General features: G+C 65.9%; 18 protein-coding genes. 13 read left to right on the plus strand and 5 right to left on the minus strand.

The window, feature by feature from the left end; all coding sequences use genetic code 11:
* Nucleotides 1-34 precede the first annotated feature (34 nt).
* The 5 genes from F2P44_RS20675 (at nucleotide 35) to F2P44_RS20695 (ending at nucleotide 7,463) form a co-directional block, all read left to right on the plus strand.
* Nucleotides 35-733 (plus strand): FadR/GntR family transcriptional regulator, encoded by a 699-nt coding sequence (locus F2P44_RS20675; protein ID WP_167088932.1) that lies wholly within the window; start codon nucleotides 35-37, stop codon nucleotides 731-733.
* A 292-nt stretch (nucleotides 734-1,025) separates the two neighbouring features.
* Nucleotides 1,026-3,845: a TonB-dependent receptor domain-containing protein gene (locus F2P44_RS36165; protein ID WP_167088933.1), complete on the plus strand. Its 2,820-nt coding sequence runs from the start codon at nucleotides 1,026-1,028 to the stop codon at nucleotides 3,843-3,845.
* Nucleotides 3,845-4,648: a rhamnogalacturonan acetylesterase gene (locus F2P44_RS20685; RefSeq protein ID WP_229423655.1), complete on the plus strand. Its 804-nt coding sequence runs from the start codon at nucleotides 3,845-3,847 to the stop codon at nucleotides 4,646-4,648. The genes F2P44_RS36165 and F2P44_RS20685 overlap by 1 nt, the downstream gene beginning before the upstream one ends.
* 310 nt (nucleotides 4,649-4,958) lie before the next feature.
* Entirely contained in the window at nucleotides 4,959-7,169 is a 2,211-nt protein-coding gene (locus F2P44_RS36170; RefSeq protein ID WP_167088934.1) for a pectinesterase family protein, read from the plus strand.
* 87 nt (nucleotides 7,170-7,256) lie between these two features.
* The gene (locus F2P44_RS20695; RefSeq protein ID WP_167088935.1) at nucleotides 7,257-7,463 is read left to right on the plus strand and encodes a hypothetical protein; all 207 of its coding nucleotides are present in this window, start codon (nucleotides 7,257-7,259) and stop codon (nucleotides 7,461-7,463) included.
* A 3-nt stretch (nucleotides 7,464-7,466) separates the two neighbouring features.
* Here F2P44_RS20695 and F2P44_RS20700 read toward each other — a convergent pair whose 3' ends face one another.
* Together F2P44_RS20700 and F2P44_RS20705 are read right to left on the minus strand one after the other, a co-directional pair.
* Nucleotides 7,467-9,074 (minus strand): glycoside hydrolase family 43 protein, encoded by a 1,608-nt coding sequence (locus tag F2P44_RS20700; protein ID WP_167088936.1) that lies wholly within the window; start codon nucleotides 9,072-9,074, stop codon nucleotides 7,467-7,469.
* Nucleotides 9,071-10,048 (minus strand): alpha/beta hydrolase, encoded by a 978-nt coding sequence (locus tag F2P44_RS20705; RefSeq protein WP_167088937.1) that lies wholly within the window; start codon nucleotides 10,046-10,048, stop codon nucleotides 9,071-9,073. Before F2P44_RS20705 ends, F2P44_RS20700 begins: the two co-directional genes overlap by 4 nt.
* Nucleotides 10,049-10,374: 326 nt before the next feature.
* Here F2P44_RS20705 and F2P44_RS20710 point away from each other — a divergent pair, with 326 nt between their 5' ends.
* The 3 genes from F2P44_RS20710 (at nucleotide 10,375) to F2P44_RS20720 (ending at nucleotide 14,151) form a co-directional block, all read left to right on the plus strand.
* Nucleotides 10,375-11,781 (plus strand): glycoside hydrolase family 88/105 protein, encoded by a 1,407-nt coding sequence (locus F2P44_RS20710; protein ID WP_370662727.1) that lies wholly within the window; start codon nucleotides 10,375-10,377, stop codon nucleotides 11,779-11,781.
* A gap of 7 nt (nucleotides 11,782-11,788) precedes the next feature.
* The gene (locus tag F2P44_RS20715; RefSeq protein WP_167088938.1) at nucleotides 11,789-13,003 is read left to right on the plus strand and encodes a DUF4861 family protein; all 1,215 of its coding nucleotides are present in this window, start codon (nucleotides 11,789-11,791) and stop codon (nucleotides 13,001-13,003) included.
* Nucleotides 13,004-13,074: 71 nt separating this feature from the next.
* Nucleotides 13,075-14,151, plus strand: coding sequence for a TonB-dependent receptor (locus F2P44_RS20720; protein WP_370662729.1), 1,077 nt, complete (start codon nucleotides 13,075-13,077; stop codon nucleotides 14,149-14,151).
* A 19-nt stretch (nucleotides 14,152-14,170) separates the two neighbouring features.
* On the opposite strand, the gene F2P44_RS20725 is transcribed toward F2P44_RS20720, so the two are convergent.
* Nucleotides 14,171-14,554, minus strand: a complete 384-nt coding sequence (locus F2P44_RS20725; protein WP_167088939.1) for a hypothetical protein — start codon at nucleotides 14,552-14,554, stop codon at nucleotides 14,171-14,173.
* Nucleotides 14,555-15,116: 562 nt separating this feature from the next.
* Between F2P44_RS20725 and F2P44_RS20730 the strand changes: the two genes are divergently transcribed.
* The gene (locus tag F2P44_RS20730) at nucleotides 15,117-17,231 is read left to right on the plus strand and encodes a S8 family serine peptidase (RefSeq protein ID WP_167088940.1); all 2,115 of its coding nucleotides are present in this window, start codon (nucleotides 15,117-15,119) and stop codon (nucleotides 17,229-17,231) included.
* A gap of 69 nt (nucleotides 17,232-17,300) precedes the next feature.
* On the opposite strand, the gene F2P44_RS20735 is transcribed toward F2P44_RS20730, so the two are convergent.
* Together F2P44_RS20735 and F2P44_RS20740 are read right to left on the minus strand one after the other, a co-directional pair.
* On the minus strand, nucleotides 17,301-18,128 hold the full coding sequence (locus F2P44_RS20735) for a pyridoxamine 5'-phosphate oxidase family protein (protein WP_167088941.1): 828 nt from the start codon (nucleotides 18,126-18,128) through the stop codon (nucleotides 17,301-17,303).
* Entirely contained in the window at nucleotides 18,125-18,748 is a 624-nt protein-coding gene (locus F2P44_RS20740) for a glutathione S-transferase family protein (RefSeq protein WP_167088942.1), read from the minus strand. Before F2P44_RS20740 ends, F2P44_RS20735 begins: the two co-directional genes overlap by 4 nt.
* A 107-nt stretch (nucleotides 18,749-18,855) precedes the next feature.
* On the opposite strand from F2P44_RS20740, the gene F2P44_RS20745 reads away from it, so the two are divergent.
* The 4 genes from F2P44_RS20745 (at nucleotide 18,856) to F2P44_RS20760 (ending at nucleotide 21,811) form a co-directional block, all read left to right on the plus strand.
* Nucleotides 18,856-19,770, plus strand: a complete 915-nt coding sequence (locus F2P44_RS20745) for a LysR family transcriptional regulator (RefSeq protein WP_167088943.1) — start codon at nucleotides 18,856-18,858, stop codon at nucleotides 19,768-19,770.
* Between the two features lie 60 nt (nucleotides 19,771-19,830).
* On the plus strand, nucleotides 19,831-20,418 hold the full coding sequence (locus F2P44_RS20750) for a TetR/AcrR family transcriptional regulator (protein WP_370662728.1): 588 nt from the start codon (nucleotides 19,831-19,833) through the stop codon (nucleotides 20,416-20,418).
* A gap of 82 nt (nucleotides 20,419-20,500) precedes the next feature.
* Nucleotides 20,501-21,274 (plus strand): SDR family NAD(P)-dependent oxidoreductase, encoded by a 774-nt coding sequence (locus F2P44_RS20755; protein WP_167088944.1) that lies wholly within the window; start codon nucleotides 20,501-20,503, stop codon nucleotides 21,272-21,274.
* Nucleotides 21,275-21,337: 63 nt separating this feature from the next.
* Complete coding sequence (locus F2P44_RS20760; protein WP_167088945.1) at nucleotides 21,338-21,811, plus strand: hypothetical protein; 474 nt, start codon at nucleotides 21,338-21,340, stop codon at nucleotides 21,809-21,811.
* The last annotated feature ends 8 nt before the right edge of the window (nucleotides 21,812-21,819 follow it).

The raw sequence follows: 21,819 nt of genomic DNA on the forward strand, positions 1-21,819 counted from the left end.
CCCTCCCTCACGCCTTACCCGGATCCAGCAATCAATGAAGAAACCCTCTGCGCCGCAAGAATCGAACTCGCCTGAGCCGCGCCTGTACCGTGTGGTGGCCACCCGGATTCAAGAACTCATTCGCGACGAGAGTATCAAGGCTGGCGAGCGCCTGCCGGCCGAGCGCGACCTGGCCGCCAAGCTGAGCGTGAGCCGGGCCTCGCTGCGCGAAGCGCTGATCGTGCTCGAACTGAGCGGCATCGTGGAAGTGCGCGGCGGCTCCGGCGTGTACGTGAGCGAGCAGGCCACGGCGCAGGCCGATGTGCCCGAAGTGGGGCCTGGGCCGTTCGAGGTGCTGGCCGCGCGCCGCATGATCGAGTCTGAAGTCGCGGCGCTGGCGGCCAAGATGGCCACCGATTCGGCGATTGACGCGATTTTGACGGCGGTGCTGGAGATGGAGCACCACCATGAGGACCGGGCCAGCAACGAGCAGGCCGACCGCAACTTCCATCTGGCGATTGCACGCGCCACGGGGAACACGGCGCTGGTGGGCGTGGTCGATTATCTGTGGAACCAGCGCGGCAGTTTGTGGCACAAGCTCAAGGAGCATTTCCAGACCGAGGATTTGCGCGTGACCACCTTGACCGATCACCGCAAGATTTTGGAGGCGATTGCCTCGCATGACGTGGCTGGCGCGCGCCAAGCCATGCGCGCGCACCTGGAACGGGTAACGCGGACGTTTTCGCGGGGGTGAACCGCAGAGGCGTTGCTCGCCACTCAGTACTCCGAGAGTACCACCACATCTTTTTCTTGCCACCCCACCACGTCGTTCCAGCGCCAAGGCGGCACTTGGCGGGAACCCAAGTTCGCAAATCAGTCTGCGGCTGCGGAACGGAATTGGGTTCCCGCCAAGGGGGCCGCCAAGGCCGGGAACGACGTTGTGGTGGCGGGAACGAGGAGTCATTTGGCAAGTCCACCTTGATTAATTGGTCAGGCCAAACTAGAATTGGCCTAACCATAAAAGCAATTCAATCAGGAGACTCGCCGTGCCAACACCATCCCGGTTCGCGCAACCCAAGCTGCTGCTTTCCTCCATCGCGATCGCGGTGCTGACCCTGCTGAACCAGGCCTGCGCCCAGCAGGCCGACGCCGCCATGGCGCGGGTCGACGTCACCGGCTCCTCCATCAAGCGCCTGGCCAGTGAAAACGCCCTGCCGCTGACCACCATCAAGGCCGAGGAACTGGCCAGCCGCGGCCTGACCACGATGTCCGAGGTGGCCACCTCGCTCACCGCCGGCGCCACCAACGAACCGGTCGGCGGCGGTGGCGGCGGCACCATGATCAATATGCGCGGCCTGAACACCAACCGCACCCTGGTCCTGCTCAACGGCCGCCGCCTGGCCAACGAAGCCATCGGCGACAGCGCGATCAACGTCGACGTCATCCCGATGAGCGCCATCGAACGGGTCGAAGTGCTGCGCGACGGCGCCTCGGCCATCTACGGCACCGACGCCATCGCAGGCGTGGTCAACTTCATCACCAAGCGCGCGATCTCCGGCACCAGCATCAGCGCCAGTGTCGTGGCACCCGAGCGCAGCGGCGGCGGCGGCCAGCGGCGCTTGAGCCTGACCACCGGCACCGGCGACCTGGCCAAGGATGGCTGGAACATCTACGCCGCCTTCGACACCCAGAAACGCAGCGCCCTGATGCAGCGCGACCGCCCCAACATCAGCGATCCGGACGACATCGCCCGCCTGGGCGGCACCGCCTTCACCAGCAACACCTCCGGCTCTTCGTCCTCGCCGGCCAACTACACCGTCTACGCCAACGGCAAGCCGGCCAGCGTCACCGGCAACCCCTACTTTGGCGCCGGCTGCGTCGCCCCCTATCCGGGCCAGTACACCGTGCCCTCGGCCAAGCCAAGCGGCGCCGGCAGCAAGACCTGCGTGCTCGACCCGAACCTGTACCCGCAACTGCTGGCCGAGAACAAGCAAACCACGTTTCTTACCAAGGACAGCCTGCGCCACGGCGACGGCAACATGCTCACGGTCGAGCTGCTCAGTTCCGAGTCCTACATCGACGCCTTGAATCCGCGCCAGCCCTTCGGCGCCCAGACCGACTACGACAAGCTCAATCCCGGCCTGCGCAAGCCCTTGATGATCACCAAGAAGAGGCAATGGTATCCGGGCGGCGCCGGCGGCGTGCCCGCCGTGGCCGGCCTGAACGGCGCCGACCTGGCCCTGACCTGGAGCCTGGACGAACTCGGCCCGGCCATCACCGACGACCGCCAGAACAGCCACCGCCTGGTACTCACCGAAGAAGGCCAGTTCAAGGGCTGGGACTACAAGGCGGGCTTCAACTACGCCTACAGCAAGCGCAGCGTCAGCTTCCTGAGCGGCTATGCGCGCACGCCCGAACTGTACAAAGGCGTGGCCGACGGCGTGCTCAACCCGTTCGGCCAGCAGGACCAGGCCGGCAAAGCCTATTTGGACAGCATCTCCGCCGACGGCCTGGTCAACCGCCGCGCCGAAGTCCACTACTACGGCCCCGACCTGACCATGAACCGCGAGCTGATGCCGCTGGCCGGCGGCGCGCTGGCGCTGGCGGTCGGCGCCGACCTGCACCGCGAAACCTACCGCGACGCTTCCGGCGACATCGGCGACGCGGTGGTCTACAAGGTTTCCGGCACGCCCAACCGCTACCCGCATGGCGCGCGCACCGTGCTGGGCACCTACCTGGAACTCGACGCCCCCTTCACCAAGCAGCTCAATGTGAACCTGGCCGTGCGCGCCGACCGCTTCAGCGACTTCGGCACCACCGTCAACCCCAAGGCCAGCGTGCGCTACGAACCATCCAAGGCCCTGATGCTGCGCGCCACCGCCAGCACTGGTTTCCGTGCCCCGACCCTGCCCGAGCTGTACGGCACCCCGCAAACGCGCGCGCCCTCGACGTCCAAGTTGGATGATCCGGTGCTGTGCCCGAGCGCCACGCCCGGCATCAGCGGCACCGGCACCCTCACCACCGATCCCAAGTACGCGGGCCTGAACCTGGACGCGGCCAAGGTCTGCGGCAGCACCCTGACCGTGCTGACCGGCGCCAATCCCGGCCTCGAACCGGAAAAATCCAAGACCTTCACTGCCGGCATCGTGATCGAACCGGTCAAGAACCTGGTCGCCTCGCTCGACTTCTGGAACGTCGACATGAAAGGCACGATCGCGCAGATTTCCGAAGACACGATCTTCGGCGACGTCAACAAATACAACAGGCTATTCGTGCGCAATGCCGACGGCACCCTGGCCTACATCACCAAGACGCGCCTGAACATGGGCGGCCTGCGCACGCGCGGCATCGACGCCAGCCTGAACTCCACCCTGCCGACCGCCACCATGGGGCGCTTCGGCCTGTCCTTCGACGGCACCTACGTCAATAAGTACGAAGGCCAGAACGAAGAAGGCGGCGACTGGATCGACAGCGTCGGCCAGCCCGGCGCACTCTCGACCGGCGCCACCTCGGCCAACACCTACGTCTTCAAGTGGAAGCACAACCTGCGCCTGTCGTGGAGCAATGGCGGCTTCGGCACCCAGCTGACCCAGTCCTACACCTCGAGCTACATCGACACCAACGCCCTGCCGAGCCAGAAGCCGGGCCAACCGTTTTATAATGAAATCGAGCCGTACATCCTGTACAACCTGACTGCCAACTACGCGTGGAACAAGCAGCTCAAGTTCACGTTTGGCGTGAACAACCTGCTTGATGTCGACCCGCCGCTGTCGAACCAGCGTCTCAGCTCGCGCGTGGTGTTCGCGCAAAACATCGCCAAGCCGATCGGCCGCGCCTACAACGTGCGCGTCAACTACGCCTTCTGATGGTGAAGCCCTTTTCCACGCTGATGGCCGCCGCCTGCATCGGCCTCGCGGCCGGCGCCCCGGCGCAGGCGGCCGACGAGGCGGCCCGGCCGGCGCGCATCATCCTCGTCGGCGACTCGACCATGGCGACCCGGTCCGGCTACGGCGACGCCCTGTGCCAGCGCCTGCGTGCGGACGTCGCCTGCATCAACCTCGCGCGCGGCGGGCGCAGCTCCGGCAGCTTTCGCGCCGAGGGGCGCTGGGACGAAGTGCAAGCGCTGCTGCGCGATGGCGCGGCCTACAGCGCCAGCTACGTGCTGATCCAGTTCGGCCACAACGACCAGCCAGGCAAGCCCGGGCGCTCGACCGACCTCGTCACCCAGTTCCCGCAAAACATGGCGCGCTACGTCAGCGAAGCGCGCGCGCTGGGCGGCGTACCGGTGCTGGTCACGCCGCTGACGCGGCGCAGCTTCAAGGGCCGCTACCTGCGCGACGACCTGGGCCCCTGGGCATCGGAAGTACGGCGCGTGGCGCGCGAAAGCGGCGCCATCCTGATCGACCTGAACAAGATCAGCGCCGACGCCGTGCAAGCGATGGGATCGGCGCAAGCCGACACCCTGGCCCAAGCGCCGCCGGCCGCCACGAATGCGGCGCAGGTGGTAGCGGCGCCAGGCGCGGCCGTCGAACCGCAAGGGACCCCAAAAATCAGCTTCGACCGCACCCACGTCGGCGCCAAAGGCGCGGCCCTGTTTTCCGGCATGGTCGCGAGCGAGCTGCAACGCCAAATCCCCGCCCTGCGCCCCGCCTTCGCCCCCGAGCCCTGAGCCATGTCCATGCCAAAACACAGTTCAACATTCCTACAACCGGGGTCTGACCTCCAATTAGAAATGTTTCGAATCCGAGGTCAGACCCCGGTTGGGCACCGGTTGGTCAACTGCCTTGCATACCGCCTTTCCCCCTGAATCCTGAGCCATGTCCAAGCGCCTGACCTCCTCTCTGCTCCTCGCCCTGTTGCTGCCCGCTGACATTCTGGCTGACACAAAGGTAAAATCTCCTACAACCGGGGTCCGACCTCTGATTAGCAATGTTTCGAATCAGAGGTCAGACCCCGGTTTGCCGTTATCGGTCTCCAGGGTGCTTCATCTCGACGCGGGACCGGCCGCGGTGCGAGCGCTGTTGTCGCAGGTGCCGCCCGCCGCCGACTATTTTGTCGAGGCCCGCATCCGCGCCTTGCCCGGCCCGCCCGGCCAGTTGTACTTGCTGGGCCGTCATGTCGACGCCAACAACTGGGTCGGCGCCGGCCTGCACATGGCCGACGCCAGCCCGACCGTCCAGGCCGATATCGTGCGCCAGCACGACGGCAAACTCGGCCGCCTGAAACAGGTCAGGCGCGCCATCGTCAGCCAGGGCCGCTTCCTCACCGTCCGCTTCGACATGGTTGGCGAGGCGCTCAGCGTCTACCTCAACGGCGAAAAACTCACCACCGCCACCGTGCCCGGTTCGGCCATCCCCGGCGCGGTCGGCATCTACAGCAGCGGCAAAGGCTTCGAGCTCGACGACATCCGCGTGGGCGACCCAGCCCATAAACCAATGCGCATCGCCCCCGCCGTCGGCGCCAGCAGCTTCAAGGCGCAGGCTGGCGATCCGCCATCGACGCTGCCCATCAGCGCCTTTGCCGGCGACGGCCTTACGCCGGCGCGCTTCACGGTCCGCTCCAGCAACCCGGCCGTGGCCAGCGCCACCGTGCGCGGCAACGCCATCGTGGTCACGCCCAAAAAAACCGGCAGTTCCAGCATCGTACTCGCCAGCGTGACCGACCCGAGCGTGCAAAGCATCATCGACGCCAGCATCGCGCCGGCCTTCGCGCCGCCCGCCGCGTACAAAACCGGCCTGGCCGGCGCCCTCTCGCCCCGCGCGCGCGCCGACGCGGTCCCGCCCGACACCCTGCTGCGCCTGCGCTTCGACCAGCCACCCCGCCCCGGCAGCACCGGCTCGGTGCGCATCTACCGCCAGTCCGATGACAAGCTGGTCGACATCATCCGCCCCGGCGATGAAGTCGCGGCCATCGGCTACCCCGGCCAGGACCAGCAGCGCTACATCCGCCGCAACCCGATCGGCATCGACGGCAACAGCGCCACCATCCGCCCGCACGCCCACCGCCTCGCCTACGGCAGCGCCTACTACGTGATTGTCGAGCCGGGCGTGTTCGCCGGCGCAAGCATCAACGGCGCTCCGTTCACCGGCATCGGCAAGGCCGCCGGCTGGACCTTCCGCACCCGCGCCGCCGCTCCTGCCGGCCCCGTTCTCAGCGTGGACGATGATGGCCCGGCCGATTTCCGCACCGTGCAGGGCGCCCTCGACCACGCAATGCAGCACGCCGGCCAGGCCACGCCGGTCACGATCGCCGTCAAGAACGGCCGCTACGACGAGATGCTGTTCATCCGAGGCAAGGACAACCTGACCATCAAGGGCGAAAGCCGCGATGGCGTCGTCATCCATAATGGCAACAACGATGGCTACAACCCCGGCTCGGGCGCAAGCCAAAGCCCGCAGTCGCCCTCGTTCACGGGAGGCCGCGCGCTGCTGATGGCCGAAACGTCGGACCTGCTCACGCTCGACACGCTCACCCTCAAGAACACCACCCTGCGCTCCGACAAGATCGCCGGGCAGGCGGAGACCGTCTACTTCAACAACGATCGCGGCCGCCTGATTGCGCGCAACGCCAGTTTTTTCAGCGAGCAGGATACGATCCAGGTCAAAGGCTATTCCTGGTTCTACCGCACCCTGATCGAAGGCAACGTCGACTTCATCTGGGGCGCCAACCGCGCAGCCCTGTTCGAGGAAAGCGAACTGCGCTCGGTCGGCGACAGCGCCAATCCGTCCAGCGGCGGCTACGTGGTGCAAGCGCGTACGGTGAGCGCACCGGACCCCGGCTTCGTGTTCTTCAACAGCGCGTTGACCCACGGCCCCGGTCCCGGCCCGCTGGCCAACAAGGTCCCGCCCGGCGCCACTTACCTGGCGCGCAGCCCGGGCACGGCGGCCACCTGGGATAACGTGGCCTACATCAATTGCAAGATGGCCGAGCACATCGCTCCAGCCGGCTGGGCCGGCAAGGGCGTGCAGCGCGAGCCTGCGCCCAACCCGGCCGGCGCGAGTGCAAGCAGCGGCTGGCGCGAGTTCGGCAGCACCGGCCTGGACGGCAAGCCGCTCGACCTGTCGCAGCGCGCCGGCGGCTACCTCTTGAGCGCGCAGGAAGCGGCGCGCCTGTCCAGCCGCGCGGCGGTGTTTGCCGGCTTCGGCGGCGGCCGTGGATGGAACCCGGAACCGGGCCAGGCGGCGCCCTGAGCGGTGTTCGTGATACGCTAGCGGACTGTTTGACCCGCACCGCCTTCGCCCCCGTCGGCGGCGCCCATATTGCCCAGAAATCGACCCATGCAAAAAATTAATTCAAAAGCCCAGCTCAACTGGATCCTGCTGCGCGGCGCGATCGCCTTTGCCCTCGGCGCCGGCGTGGTCATCACGCGCGGCATGGATGCCAGCGCCTGGCTGGTCGTCACCGCCGTGCCGGCCGCGCTGACCGCCTTCAACGTCTGGCGCTGGCGCCGTTCGCGCATGGCGGCCAACGACCCGGCGTTTTAAGCGTCAGCGGCTGACCCGGAAATAATCGACATCGGCATGCCCCTGCGTGCCGCCCGCGCTGAACAAGCCCATCTGCGCGCCAACCCAGCGTCCCATGCTGGCCTTGAACGGCTGGCCGGCCCCGATGAACTTGCTGTTGTCGAGGCTGTATGAGAACGATGCCACGCCGTCCGCCATCGTCATGCGCAGGTAAGCCGTGCTGGCGTCAATCGGCACCACCAGCTGATCGTTCTCGGTACACGCGTGTTCGTTGCCTTCGCACACACCCAGCACCAGCTGCGAGCCGGTGCCGGCGCGGCGCAGCCCCAGCCATGCATACTTCATCCCCAGCAGCACCAGCCCGGCACGCTCGCCCTCCCGCGTGGCCGACAGTTCGATGCGGGTGTCGACCGTGAACGCCGGCGCCGGCAGCTTCTGCGTCAGCACCGATGCCATCTCGCGCAGATTGGTGCCCGGCTGCGCTTGCAGGCGCAACTGGCCCGGCCGGGCCGCCAGCGAATACCACGCCGGCTTGCCATTCGCGCTCCACTGCCATTGCAGCCCCAGCGCCGCGCTGGAAAACTCGTCGCCCGTGGGCGGTACCCGCACCGCGCCCGATGCCAGCGGCTTGGCGTGGCGCGCGAACGGCTGGCCCACGCCGCTGGCATCGACCTCCTCGCCAATCAGCGGCCAGCCATCCTTCCAGCGCAGCGGCTGCAGGTGCACCAGGCGGCCGTAGGCGCGCCGGTCCTGGAAGTGGAAGAACCAGTCGCTGCCATCCTGCGCCGTCACCCAGGCGCCCTGGTGCGGGCCGTTGGTGCTGGACTTGCCCTGCGTCATGACGATCTTGTCTTCGTACGGCCCGGTGATGCTGCGCGAACGGAACACCGACTGCCAGCCTTCCTCGACCCCGCCGGCCGGCGCGAACACATAATAATAGCCATCCTTTTTGTAGAACTTCGGCCCTTCCAGCGTCTTGTAATTCGGCAGCTTGTTGCCGTCGATGACGATCTGGCCGCCGCCATCGAGCAGGCTGCGCCCGTCCGGGGCCATGCTACGCAAGGTCAGCACGTTGTTGAAACCGGCCCGGCTCTTGGCCCAGCCGTGCAGCAGGTAAGCCTTGCCGTCGTCGTCCCACAGCGGGGTCGGATCGATCAGGCCCTTGCCGCCGGCCAGCAGGTGCGGCGCGCTCCACGGCCCCTGGAAGTTGGTGGCGGTGATGACGTAGATGCCGAAGTCCGGATCGGGATAGAAAATCCAGAATTTGCCGTCATGAAAACGCAGGCATGGTGCCCACACGCCCTTGCCCGGCTGCGGCGTGGCGAACACGTTCTCCGGCACCAGCCTGGGCAGCGCGTGGCCGACCAGTTCCCAGTTGACCATGTCGCTCGATTGCAGCAGCGGCAGGCCAGGCGTGTTGCTGAAGCTCGACGAGGTCATGTAGTAGGTGTCGCCGACGCGGATCGCGTCCGGGTCGGAATAGTCAGCGTGCAGGATCGGGTTCTGGTACTGGCCGTTGCCCAGGTCCGCCGTCCACGGCGGTTGCGGCGTGCCGGGCGCGCCCTGGCAGGCGGCCAGCGCCAGCGGCAGGATCAGTGGCAAGACCCGCAGCGCGGGATGAGTTGTCGTCATGGTTGTTGTCTCGTTGTTGTTGGAATAGGGAGTTGGGTCGTCAGGAAGCCGGCCATGGCATCGGCCGTGGGCGTGATCCACGGGTCGAACAGCCAGAAGGAGTGCGGCGAATCGGGCAGCATCACCACCTGGGCGGCGACGCCGGCGGCGTGCAGCTTGTCGACCATGTCGTCGCGCCCGACCGAAAAGCGCGCCTGGCCGCTGCCGATGAACAGCATGGGCGGCGTGTCACGGTTGACGTAAGAGGTGGGCGACGCTTCGCGCCACAGTGCGGCTGCGTCGGCGTAGCTGGCGCCGAACCAGAAGCCGGCCGCCGATGGTTTTTTCTTAGGATCGTCTTCGTTCGCGCGCGCGGCCGGCGAGGTGAAATCGGACAGGCCGTCGATGTTGATGACCGCCTGCGCGGCGCTCGATACGATGCTGGCGGCGCCATCGGCATCGAACTTGTCCGCGCCATTGGTCACGCCCACGAGGCTGGCGATCTGCCCGCCGGCCGAGCCGCCGGCCACCGCGATGCGCTGCGGGTCGATGCCGTGGGCCGCGCTGTTGGCGCGCAGCCAGCGCAGGGCGGCCTTGACGTCGTGGATGGCGGCAGGGTAGCGCGCTTCGTCGGCCAGGCGGTAGTCGATCACGGCGGCGGCGATGCCGCGCGCGGCCAGGCGTGCCGCCAGCGGCGCCATGTTGCCGCGCTCGCCGGAACGCCAGCCGCCGCCGTGGACCAGCACCACGGCGGGCACCGGTCCTTTGTCGCGCGCCGTTTGCGCGGGCAGGACCAGGTCCAGTTGCAGCAGGTGTGCGCCACGGCGCACATAGCCCATGGCGCTGATGGTGACGATCTCGGCGTTGACGCAGGTGTCGGCGATCTGAATGAAGGGGTAGGCCTTCACCAGCTTGGCGTAGGTTGTCACGGCGTTGTACGGTACGGCGGCCGTTGCAGCGACAGCCTCCTCGGCCACCATCGTCTTATCCGTCATTCCCGCGCCAAGGCGGCACTCGGCGCGGGAATGAGGGTCTTGAGTGTAGAGGAAGGAATCGTTGGCGTTGACGGCTTCAGGCACCGACATTGACGCGCAATTCGTTACCATATCAGCGCACCCCACCAGCAGCACCCCGGCAAATACACCTACCAAGCATCGAACAGCATTCCCCATCGCCGACCTTCCCAGATCATCCACGTGTCGATAAAGTATGCCATGGGGCGACGCAAGTGGCTAGTCCGCCTTGCGCATTTGGCCTGACCAAACTAGAATGGCCTGACCAAATAGCGCTTAAAAAATCATCACTGATAACAGGGGACAATGTGAATACAGCACTTAAACTGTTTGCCGCCATCGCCGCGGTGGCCGTCATGGGCAGCCCGGCCCACGCCGAAGGCCCGTACCGCAATCCGGACAACAAGAACCAGAGCGATCCGGGCGAAGGCAGCTATCCGGTCCCATATAAAAAGCCCGTGGTGGCCGAGATCACCGCCGCCCTGCACCGCATCCGCGGCTTCATGGAAACGGCCACCCCGACCCGCGTGGTCGACAAGAAAACCGGCGCGCCCATCCTTGACTTCCAAAAGCCGAACGCCAACGCCATCACCGAAGCGAGCCATTCGGACATGGGCATCATGGTCTACGAAATGGGCGTGGTCCACGCCGGCATGGTCAAGGCCCGGGAAGCGACCGGCGACAAGCGCTTCACCGACCTGACCGCGCGCCACTTCAACTTCTTCGCCGACAAACTGCCCTACTTCCGTGCCCAGGAAAATCAATTCAAGCTCGAACGCGCCAACAGCTTTTCGCGCTTCCTCGACCCGCGCGCGCTCGACGACGCCGGCTCCATGTGCGCCGCCATGATGCGCGCGCGCGCCCTGAAGATCGGCCCGGACCTGTCGAACATCATCGCCACCTGCAGCGACTGGGTGGTCAACAAGCAGTTCCGCCTGGCGGACGGCACCATGGCGCGCGAGCGCCCGCAAGCGGTCTCGCTGTGGGCCGACGACCTGTACATGTCGGTCCCGGCCCTGGCCGAGCTGGGCCGCATGACCGGCAAGCGCGCCCACTTCGACGACGCCGTCAAGAACGTCATGCAAATGACCGGCTACCTGTTCAACAAGCAGCAAAACCTGTACACCCACGGCTGGAACGCCAACCACCCCGACGCGCCGAACTTTTTCTGGGCGCGTGCCAACGGCTGGGCGGTGATGAGCATGTCCGACCTGCTCGACGTGCTGCCGAAAGACCATCCCGGCTATCCGCAGGTGCTGGCCCAGTTGCGCACGACCTTGAAAAGCATCGGCGAGCGCCAGTCCGGCAGCGGCCTGTGGCACCAGATGCTCGACCGTAACGATTCCTACCTCGAAACCTCGGCCAGCGCGATGTTCGTCTACGTGTTCGCGCATGCCATCAACCAGGGCTGGATCAGCCCGACAACCTACGGCTCCATCGCCCAGGCCGGCTGGGCCGGCTTGTCGACCCGCATCAACGACAAGGGCCAGGTCGAAGGCACCTGCGTCGGCACCACCTTCGCCAGCGACCAGGTGTATTACTACAATCGTCCGACCAGCCCGTTCGCCCTGCACGGCTACGGCCCGACCCTGCTGGCCGGCGCCGAGATGATCAAGCTGATCAATAATCCGAACGTCGACGTCCAGTACAAGGTGCGCACCTATCACTACATGTCCAAGGGTGCCGGCCAGACCAACTATCGCGAACATCACTGAGAGCGCCATGTCCCCATCATTCGCCATCCTTACCCTGGCCGCCGCGGCGGCTTCCCCGCTGGTCCAGGCCGGCCCCGCGGCCACCATCACGGTCAGCCATGAGCTCGACATCGAACGGCCGTCGGAAACCATCGTCCTGCCGTGGAGCGAGATCAACCGCGCCCTGCCCGGCGCGCTGATCCAGCGCATCGCCGTCAAGGATGCGGCCGGCCGCGTCCTGCCTTACCAGGTGACCAATGTCGCGCCGCTGGCCAAGGACCCGAAAAACACCGGCATCGCTTACGGCGAACTGATTTTCCAGCACAGCTTTGCAGCCGGCGAAAAGCGCGCCATCTTCACGGTCGAAAAAATCGACACGGTGGCGCCGCCGTTTCCGGTGAAAGCCTTGGCCCGCTTCGTGCCGGAGCGGCTGGACGATTTCGCCTGGGAAAACGACAAGCTGGCACACCGCACCTACGGCCCGGCCCTGGGCGCGCCGGCCCCGGCCGGCAGCGGCAAGGAAGTGCTGGTCACAAGCGGGCTCGACCTGTGGTTCAAGCGGGTGCCGTATCCAGTCGTCGAGCGCTGGTACAACAAGGGCCACGACCATTATCACAAGGATGAAGGCGAAGGCATGGACATGTACAACGTCGGCAAGACGCGCGGCGCCGGCGGGACCGGGGTGTGGGATGGCACCGTACTGTTCACCAGCAAGAACTTCACCGGCTGGAAAGTGCTGGCCAACGGTCCGGTGCGCGCCGTTTTCGAGCTCAGCTATGACAGCTGGGATGCGGGCGGCAGCGCCGTATCCGAGGTCAAGCGCTTCACGGTCGACGCCGGCCACTACCTGGACCGCATCGACAGCACGTTCACCTTCGCCGGCAAGCCGGGCATCGACATCGCCGTGGGCTTGAACAAGACCCCGACCGACAAGGGCCAGACCCCGCAAATTGCCGTCAGCAACAAGGCGCCCGGCATCCTGATGCAATGGGTCGGCCAGGCCAGCAATGGCGCCATGGGCAGCGCCGTTATCCTGCCGTCGGCCAGCGGCTTTACCGAAGACCCGCTTAACCATCTGGTGGTGGCGCCGGTCGCCTCGGGCAAGCCCTTGCGCTACTACGCGGGCGCGGCGTGGAGCCGTTCCGGCGAGATCCTCACGGGTCAGGACTGGGAACGCTACCTGGTCGCGGCGGCGGCGCGCGCGGGTAATCCGGTCACCGTAAACGTGGCCGCAACCCCATAAAAACCACAATCTACTGCAACTGCATCAAGAGCGGCCCGGCCGGCGGCCCTGGCGACTTCACCCTGTCGTCGATCACCAACGCCAATGCGCGCGGCAATAACCGCTCGGTGACGGAAGAAGACAATGGCCTGTTCCTGATGGGCGAGTTCACGAGCGAGCTGGGCGGTATTCCGCTGCGCGGCAACCTGGGCGTGCGCTATGTCGAAACGCAGCAAAGTTCGACCGGCTACCAGGCCGTCGGCAATGGCACCGCCGTCACGGTCGACAACGACTACCATGACGTGCTGCCGTCGTTCAACATCGCCGCCAGCATCACCAAGAACGTCATCCTGCGCGCCGCAGCCGCCAAGGTGATGTCGCGCCCGCAGCTGGCCAACCTGACCCTGGGCGGCAGCGTGGCCACCACCGGCACCTTGTCGATCACCAGCGGCAATCCGATGCTCAAGCCGTTCCGCGCCAATGCCTTCGACACCAGCTTCGAGTGGTACTTCGACAAGATCGCCTTCATCGGCCTGGGTCTGTTCCAGAAGAACATCGCCACCTACATCCAGAGCATCCGCAACGACGTGAAGTTCAAGGATACCGGCTTGCCGCTGGCGCTGCTGCCGACCAATTTCACGGGCGAGGAAGTGTTCCAGTTCAGCGCGCCGATCAATACCGAAGGCGGCAAGCTGCGCGGGCTGGAACTGAACTACCAGCAACCGTTCACCTTCCTGCCGGGCTGGGGCCGCAACTTTGGCAGCTTGCTGAACTACACCTATGTGAAATCGAAAATGGATTACGCGGTTTCGCCGGCCAGCAACCAGACCGTCACCGACGACTTGCTCAATCTGTCGCCGAAATCGTGGAACGCCACCCTGTATTACGACGACGGCAAGTTCAGCGCACGCGTCTCGACCTCGCAGCGGTCGGGATTCGTCACGCGCGTGCCGGGCCAGAACAACAACGATGTCGAAGGCAAGAACAAGACCTTCAACGTCGATGTGTCGGTATCGTACAAGGTCAACGAGAAGCTGGAGCTGACCCTGGAAGGCGTGAACCTCACCAACGAGGAAAACGACCAGTTCGCCAGCCGCGCGCGCAACAGCGTGGTGGTCAACAACGTGACCGGACGCGAAGTGCTGGCCGGGCTGCGTTACAAGTTCTGATCGGGCATGGCGGCGGGCATCACTTCACCGACAGGATGAACTGATACCCGTCATGCTCTTCCACGAACGCCACTTGCGCCTGGCGTGAATACAGGACCACCTCGCACATGCGCCCGGCCACCTCGGCCAGCGCTGCGCGCAAGTCGGTTTCCAGTCCATCGAATTCCGAGCAGCCGAAGGCGTGGCAAGTCTTGCCGGCGCCCTTCTTGCGCATCAGCGCCAGCAACTGGTCGGGATCGGACAAGGGCGGATCGAGTTCCTGCCTGCGGTCGTACCGCAAGTAGCCAGCATCATGCAGCAGTTCGTCGAGCAGCTGGGCGCGGCGTTTCGGTTTTTCCCATAAATAGACAAAGCGCGCCTTGCGCGACGGTTCAACGAACAGATCGATTATTTCACGCAACACGAGGTGATTGTTTTCCATGCCGGACAGTATATTGGCATTGCCTCGCCGACCTAAAAAACCATGCGCCAAGCGCGCTGCAAAACCAGGTCAAGCCTGGCAAACCGGGGTCAAATGCGGTGCTCCGCCGAAGGGCCGGCGCCCCCCATGAGAAGTCCGCCGTCGACTTCGACCAAGCTCACCGCGTGAACCAGGGCGACACCTTGTTCGCCCGGCGGCGGGCATCTCGGCGGCCAGCCTGAGCACCCGGATCAACGGCTTCGGCATGGGCCACGGCAGGCCGGCCGACACGTCATCCGGTAGGACCATGACGAAGCCCCCCCCGGCCGCGCCCTCCTGTCGCACCATCTCCGCGCGCGCATGATGCGGCCATTGCCCTCGTTCCCGCGGCACGCAAGCCCTCCTCGACCGGCGCAACGCGCAGTTGCACAACGCTGAATTATCAATATCAAAACAATGACTATTTAGCAAAGAGTTGTGTTATAATTAACTCTTCCGCACCCCTTGCATCGCAAGATGCCGGGAGTGCGGGCCCGCGCATGTCCCACACACCACAAGGAAACGAATGAGCAAACAATTTGGCAAGACCCTGTTTACCCTCGTCATGACCAGCGCTATCGCCTCGCTTGCAGCCACTTGCGCTGCGCAGGCGGCTGACAACAAGATCGTCACCGTTCCGCCGGAACAGCGCGCCATCGTCCCCAAGATGAACATGCCGGAACAAGCGATGAGCCGCGCACAGGCGGACCGCAACGGCGCCAAGGCCGCGCAGCCGCTCAAGGATGCCGCCGGTAACATTCACTATATCGTGACCTTCGCCGATGGCGCATCGCAACCGTACCTGAACCAGACTGCGCCCGATCCCCGCTTTGAATCGTCGCATGATCCGAAAGTCCTCCAGTTGCTGCGCGAGACCGAACAGGTTCACCAAATCAAGGCAACCCATCTGTATAGCCGGACGATTCAGGGCTTCGCCGCATTTCTGACGCCTCAACAGGTGCAGCAACTGAGCCGCGACAGCCGCATCAAGGCGGTCAGCCCCAACGTCCAGGTCGATACCAGTGCCGGCGGGGTCTGGGACGACGTAGCGGTCGGCAGCGCAACCTTGCCATGGGGCATACAGGCAGTCGGCGGCGGGAAGGCTGCCACTGCGGACGACAGCGTGGCCATCTATATCGTCGACACCGGCATCGACGTTCATCCCGACCTGAATGTCCACAACCGCTGGGCGACGAACAACGAATGCATCACCGGCAAATACAAGCACGGAACGTTCGTCGCAGGCGTTGCCGCAGCCATCAATAACAACTTCGGCGTCACCGGCGTCGACGCCGGCGTCAGCCTGGTTTCGTTGGCCTACGGCGACAGCACCTGCTCCCCCGGAAGTCAAAGCGCCGCCAACATCATCGCGGCCATGGAAGAAGTCAAGCGCCAGATTCAAGGCAGGCGCAGGATCGGCGTCGTCAACTTCTCCACGAATATCCCGATGATCGACACCATCATCGGCGTTAAAGAGAGTATCCGTGCGCTGATCACACCGAACCCGGCCACAGGCTATCCCGGTGCGTTTTTCGTCCAATCGGCCGGCAACCAGTTTCTGGATGCATGCAGTTACAGTTTTAACGACAAACTGCCCGCCGACGGCGCGATGGTCATCGGCGCGATCGACAACAATGGCCAGCCGGTGCAGCCGCTCAATGGCGGCATGGCGATGAACGCCCCCAAGCCCTCCGTCACCAGCATTTTCGGGCCCGAGCCCGGATCGAACTTCGGGTCCTGCGTTGATGCATGGGCGCCAGGCAAGAACATCAAGTCCACCTGGATGACCGGCAACACGGCGACCTATGCCCAAGGCGACGGCACCTCCTTCGCGGCGCCGCACGTGGCCGGCATGGCGGCTTATCTGATCAGGACCAATCCGGCCCTGGTGACGCCAAGCCAGGTAGAAACGGCGGTGCGCGCGCGTCTGGTGAGCGGCGGCGCCACGAGTGGCGGGGTGGCGGTGCGTACCGTCAGTCTGAGCGGCCAAGGCTACGCGGTGCGCCCGACCGTCGAATTCAAGATCGGCACCCTCCCGTCCAGTCCGGCGCCTGGGGTGGCTGGCATGTCGCCGCAAGCACCGATCTACAGTGACGCTAATTTTCCCCTCGCTTTCGACTCGGTCGGCGCCCAGAACTGCGCCATCAAGGGATATGTCAATGGCAGCCTGTGGTATCACGCACCGAGCGTCGGGGTGCGCTACAACTGGGGTGGGCCGGTCCGCCTCAATCCCGGCTTATACCGCTGGGAAGCGACCTGCACGGGTGCCAACGGCATGACCGGCACCGCGCTCGCGTCAGCGCAGATCGCCCCGATGCCGCCAAGCCCGAGCGCCAACTTCATCGTCGATGGCGCCGCCCTGCGTAGCGGCGAAGTGCGTACGATTCCAACCGCGCAAGCATTTACACTGGCGTTTAACAGCACCAATACGACCTACTGCAGCCTGGGGGCGCGCCGCAGGCAAGAGTTTCAGGATCGGCAATACGGCTGGTACAACGTCGCGCGCATGGCGCCCTCGTTTAACTGGGGTAATGTTCGCCTCGATCCGGGCAGCTATGAGTGGAAAATTACCTGCTTGAATGAAAACTACCAGGGCCGTCTACCGGTCGTGGCAGTGTTCCAGATGAACGTTTCCCGTTAAGGTCCCCCAGGCCGCCTGAACCGGCGGCCAGCGCCAGCCGCAGGCCGTCGCGGGCTCGGGCTGCTTGCTTTAGCGCCTCCAGCGCAAAGGCAAGCCGCCCTGGCTGATGCGCCCGCGCTCCGTTGTGAAGCGCCAGTGGCGTCCACCCGCCTGTCCAGGCACCGCGGCGCCCTGCTCCCACACGATACGCGCGCGGCCTTCCAGCTCCAGCACGGCGCCCGTCTCGTCATGGATGAACAACAGTGCCGCGCGTGGGTCGAGCAGCAAGTTGCCCAGGGTATTGAAGAACCGGTTGCCACCGAAATCGGGCACGATCAAGGTGTCGCCTTCCATCCGCACGAAACCCATCGGCCCGCCACGGTGCGAGATGTCGACCCCGTGCGCGCCGCCGCTGGTGGCAATGAAGAAGGTCTCGGCGCGCGCGATCATGGCGCGCTCATCCAGCCCGTCGAACTCGCGCACCACCGCCGGCACAGCCGCTACCGCATGCACGTCGCGCAGCACGATGTGCTGCGGGCAGTTGCCGAAACTCTCGCGCACCTCGATCAGCAACTCGCCCGCGCCCACGCTGCGCACCATGCCATTGGCGCGGTTGCGCCGGCGCGTGGCGAAGTCGAGCCCCAGCAGCCCGAGCGCCTGCCCGGCCTGCATGCCGCTGTCGTCCACGGCAATGCGCAGGGTGGCCGGATCGGGACTGTCGATAAACCCCGGCTTGCCACTTAGCACGCGGGCGCGCGGACGGCCATCGGCGTCAACGGTTCCCGCCAGCACGAACGGCAGCGCCGCGAAAAAGTCGCGGTGCTGGTCCGGCATGAAGGCGCGGATGCCGTTCCCCGAACTGCTCACGCCAGCGAGCGCCTGCGCCCTGAGCTCGCCTTCGTGGAATGGCGTGTTCATGCGGCGGCCGGCAAAGGCGAGGCGGGCAGCGCCACAAACCCCGGCAAGGCTTCAATTCGCGCCAGCCAGGCGCGCAGCGCGGGATACGGCGCCAGCGAAATGCCGCCTTCCGGCGCGTGCGCCACGTAGCTGTAGCAGGCCAGGTCGGCCAGCGTGGCATGCCCGGCCGCCAGGAAGCTGTGCGCTGTCAAATGCTGGTCCATGAAGGCCAGCAGGCGCTGCGCCACGGCGCTGGTCTGGACCAGGTCGGCCGGGACATTCCACAGCGCGTTGGCGCGCGCCTTGGCCGGGCCGAAGGCCAGCTCGCCGGCCGCGATCGACAGCCAGCGCTGCACGGCGGCCGCGCCGGCAGGATCCTCGGGCAGCCAGTCGCTCCCGGGCGCATAACGTTTGGCCAGGTAGACCAGGATCGCATTGCTGTCGTTGATGACCAGCTCGCCATCTTGCAGCACCGGGATCTGTCCGAGCGGATTGAGCGCGCGGAAGGCAGCGCTGTCGCGCACCTCGGCTGGCGCCGGCACGAAGCGGAACGGCAGGTCGAGCATGCGCAGCAGCAGCTCGACGCGGTGGACATGGCCCGACACCGTCAGGCCGTGGAGGATCAGGGAAGTGGCTTGCATGGCATCTCGATTCAAAAAGTGGAAGAGGAAATGTATGCTATCCCTTGCACGCTTTAATGAGAATAGTGGTAAATTGAAAATGATTATTTCAATTGGTGGAAGAATGCATGGACCGTTTTGATGAGTTGCAGATTTTCGTGGCGATCCTCGACGCCGGTAGCCTGAGCGGCGCGGCACGGCGCCTGCGCCGCTCGGCCCCGGCCGTCACGCGCGCCCTGGCCGCGCTGGAGGAGCGGGTCGGCACGCGCCTGGTCGAGCGCACCACGCGCCGCCTGGCCGCCACCGAAGCGGGCTTGCGCCTGGCCGAAATGGCGCGCCGCGTGCTGGCCGACTACGACGATGCCGTGCGCGAGGATGACAACGCGCCCCTGCGCGGCCGCCTGCGCATCACCGTGCCGAATGTGTTCGGGCGCCGCCACGTGGCCCCGGCCATGATCGACTTCCTCGACCTGCATCCGGCCCTGCAGGTCGAGCTGGTGTTCAACGACCGCAACCTGGACATGATCGAGCACGGCCTGGACCTGGCGGTGCGCATCGGTCCCCTGCCCGATACCGGCATGATGGCGCGTCAGGTGGGCCAGGTGCGGCGCATGCTGGTGGCCAGCCCGGCCTACCTGGCGCGGCGCGGCACGCCGTCCAGCCCACGCGAACTGGACGCCCACGACATCATCTTTTCCGAGCAGCGCGCGGGCACCGAATGGCGGTTTCTGGAGGATGGGCGCGAATTCGCGGTACGGTTGGCGCCGCGCCTGATCGTCAACGAAATCGACACCATGCTGCTGGCGGTGCTGGCCGGGCGCGGCATCGGCCGTCCGCTCTCTTACCAGGTGGCCGAGCAGCTTGCCGCCGGCACTCTGGTGCGCCTGTTGCCGGCCTACGAACCGGCGCCGCTGCCGGTGCAGCTGCTGGTGCCGAGCGCGCGCCACATGGCGCCGCGTTTGCGCGCCTGCATCGAATTCCTCGTCCCGCGCCTGACCGCCTTGCCGGTGCTCCAGCCGAGCGCCTGCGCCAAAAACGCTTGACGCCGCGCCAGACCTTGGGCATGATTCAAACCTACTAGTTGGTAGGTGCGTGGAGGCAAGGTGGAAAAACGATTTGCGACATTGTCGGCCTCGGCCGAGCGGGTGGTCGACGCGGCCCAGCGGCTGATCCAGCAGTACGGCTATAACGGCTTTTCGTACGATGACATCGCGCGCGAAATCGACATCAAGAAGCCCAGCATCCATCACCATTTCCGCACCAAGGCCGATCTGGTGCACACCATCGTGCAGCGCTATGGCGACCGTTTCGCCACCCTGCTGCGCGCCATCGACGAGACCGGCGAGGACGCGCCCGCGCGCCTGGCCCGCTACGGCGAGCTGTTCGCGGCCACCTACCAGCAAGACCGGCGCCTGTGCGTGTGCGGCATCCTGGGCGCGGAAGCGGCGGCCATGTCGCCCGAGCTGGCGCTCGAAGTGCGCGCGTTTTTCCAGCTCAACCTGGATTGGCTGGCCAACACCATCCTTGAGGGCGAACGCGCCGGCCTGCTGCGCGTGCGCGGCGGCGCCGATGCGCAAGCCTACGGGCTGCTCAGCGCGCTGGAAGGGGCGATGATGGTCGGGCGCGGCTTCGGCAGCGACGCCAGCCCGGCCCTGGCGGGCACCACTTATGTATCGAACATGCTGGTCTGATCCGGCATCCCGGTTGCCGGCATTGGCCGGCATTTTTTTGGCAACAATAACCTACCAACTAGTTGGTATAGAAAGGCATCATATGAACACCACCTTTGCAGGACAAACCCTTCTCGCCGTCGGCGGCAACAGCGGCATGGGGCTGGCCTCGGCCCGCCTGGTGCTGCGCGGCGGCGGCGCGGTAGTGCTGCTCGGGCGCGACGCGGCCAAGAATGCGCGCGCCGCCGACGAGCTCGACGCCCCCGGCCGCGTGCACACCCTGGCCGGCGACATCGGCAACGCGGCCGACCTGGCGCGCCTGCGCCAGCAACTGGCCGCCGACCATCCGCACATCAACCTGATCCTGAACGCGGCCGGCATCTTTTTCCCCAAGCCGTTCCTGGAGCACGGCGCGTCCGACTACGACCAGTACCAGGCGATCAACCGCGGCATCTTCTTCCTGACCCAGTCGGTGGTGGCCACCATGGTGGCGCGCGGTGCGCCCGGGGCGATCGTCAATATCGGCTCGATGTGGGCGCGCCAGGCGGTTGCCGCCACGCCGTCGTCGGCCTATTCGATGGCCAAGGCCGGCATCCATGCGCTGACCCAGCACCTGGCGCTGGAACTGGCGCAGCACAAGATCCGCGTCAACGCCGTCTCGCCGGCCGTGGTCGACACGCCGGTGTACGAAGGCTTCATTCCCAAGGACCAGGTGGCGGCCGCGCTGGCGGGCTTTAACGGCTTTCACCCGATCGGACGCATCGGCACGGCCCAGGATATCGCGCACACAGTGGCCTTCCTGCTGTCGAACGACGCAGCCTGGGTCACGGGCGCGGTGTGGGATGTGGATGGCGGCGTGATGGCGGGACGCAACTGACGCCAAGCAGCGGCGAATCGTGCCACGCTTGCCAAGGTGGCATCGATCCGGGATGATGGGAGCATGAAAAAACATATCCCCTCCTCCTTCTTGCGCCTGTGCTTCGCAGCCGCGCTGATCGCCTCCGGCACCGCCTGCGGCGGACCGTCCAACACGTCCGCGACGGCATCGGCCGCATCGGCCGCGCCCGCCAAGCCGGCGCCGGCCGCTGCCAGCGATACGGCCAGTTCGCTCGGCGCGCGCATCACGGCCGAGATTGGCGACGCCGCCTGCGACAACGCCAGCCAGTGCCGTACCTTGCCGGTCGGCAGCAAGGCCTGCGGCGGACCGGCCGGTTTCCTGCCATGGTCGACCAAGCGCAGCAACGGTGAACTGCTGGCGCGGCTGGCGGCCGAACAGGCGGCCGCCGAAAAGAAAGTGAACGAGAAAAGCGGCATGATGTCGACCTGCTCGGTCGAACAGGACCCGGGCGCGACCTGCAACGCCGGACGCTGCGTGCTGCAAGCGCGCGGCCTGGGCGGGGTCGACGCGCGCTGACCGATAGC

The sequence above is a fragment of the Massilia frigida genome (genome assembly GCF_011682175.1).
GTDB lineage: Bacteria > Pseudomonadota > Gammaproteobacteria > Burkholderiales > Burkholderiaceae_D > Telluria_A > Telluria_A frigida.

Bases quoted from the DNA above. Each gene is read 5' to 3' on its own strand.
- F2P44_RS20675 (WP_167088932.1), top strand. From the start codon at position 35: ATGAAGAAACCCTCTGCGCCGCAAGAATCGAACTCGCCTGAGCCGCGC.
- F2P44_RS20685 (WP_229423655.1), top strand. From the start codon at position 3,845: ATGGTGAAGCCCTTTTCCACGCTGATGGCCGCCGCCTGCATCGGCCTC.
- F2P44_RS20695 (WP_167088935.1), top strand. From the start codon at position 7,257: ATGCAAAAAATTAATTCAAAAGCCCAGCTCAACTGGATCCTGCTGCGC.
- F2P44_RS20700 (WP_167088936.1), bottom strand. From the start codon at position 9,074: ATGACGACAACTCATCCCGCGCTGCGGGTCTTGCCACTGATCCTGCCG.
- F2P44_RS20705 (WP_167088937.1), bottom strand. From the start codon at position 10,048: ATGACGGATAAGACGATGGTGGCCGAGGAGGCTGTCGCTGCAACGGCC.
- F2P44_RS20715 (WP_167088938.1), top strand. From the start codon at position 11,789: ATGTCCCCATCATTCGCCATCCTTACCCTGGCCGCCGCGGCGGCTTCC.
- F2P44_RS20730 (WP_167088940.1), top strand. From the start codon at position 15,117: ATGAGCAAACAATTTGGCAAGACCCTGTTTACCCTCGTCATGACCAGC.
- F2P44_RS20735 (WP_167088941.1), bottom strand. From the start codon at position 18,128: ATGAACACGCCATTCCACGAAGGCGAGCTCAGGGCGCAGGCGCTCGCT.
- F2P44_RS20740 (WP_167088942.1), bottom strand. From the start codon at position 18,748: ATGCAAGCCACTTCCCTGATCCTCCACGGCCTGACGGTGTCGGGCCAT.
- F2P44_RS20745 (WP_167088943.1), top strand. From the start codon at position 18,856: ATGGACCGTTTTGATGAGTTGCAGATTTTCGTGGCGATCCTCGACGCC.
- F2P44_RS20755 (WP_167088944.1), top strand. From the start codon at position 20,501: ATGAACACCACCTTTGCAGGACAAACCCTTCTCGCCGTCGGCGGCAAC.
- F2P44_RS20760 (WP_167088945.1), top strand. From the start codon at position 21,338: ATGAAAAAACATATCCCCTCCTCCTTCTTGCGCCTGTGCTTCGCAGCC.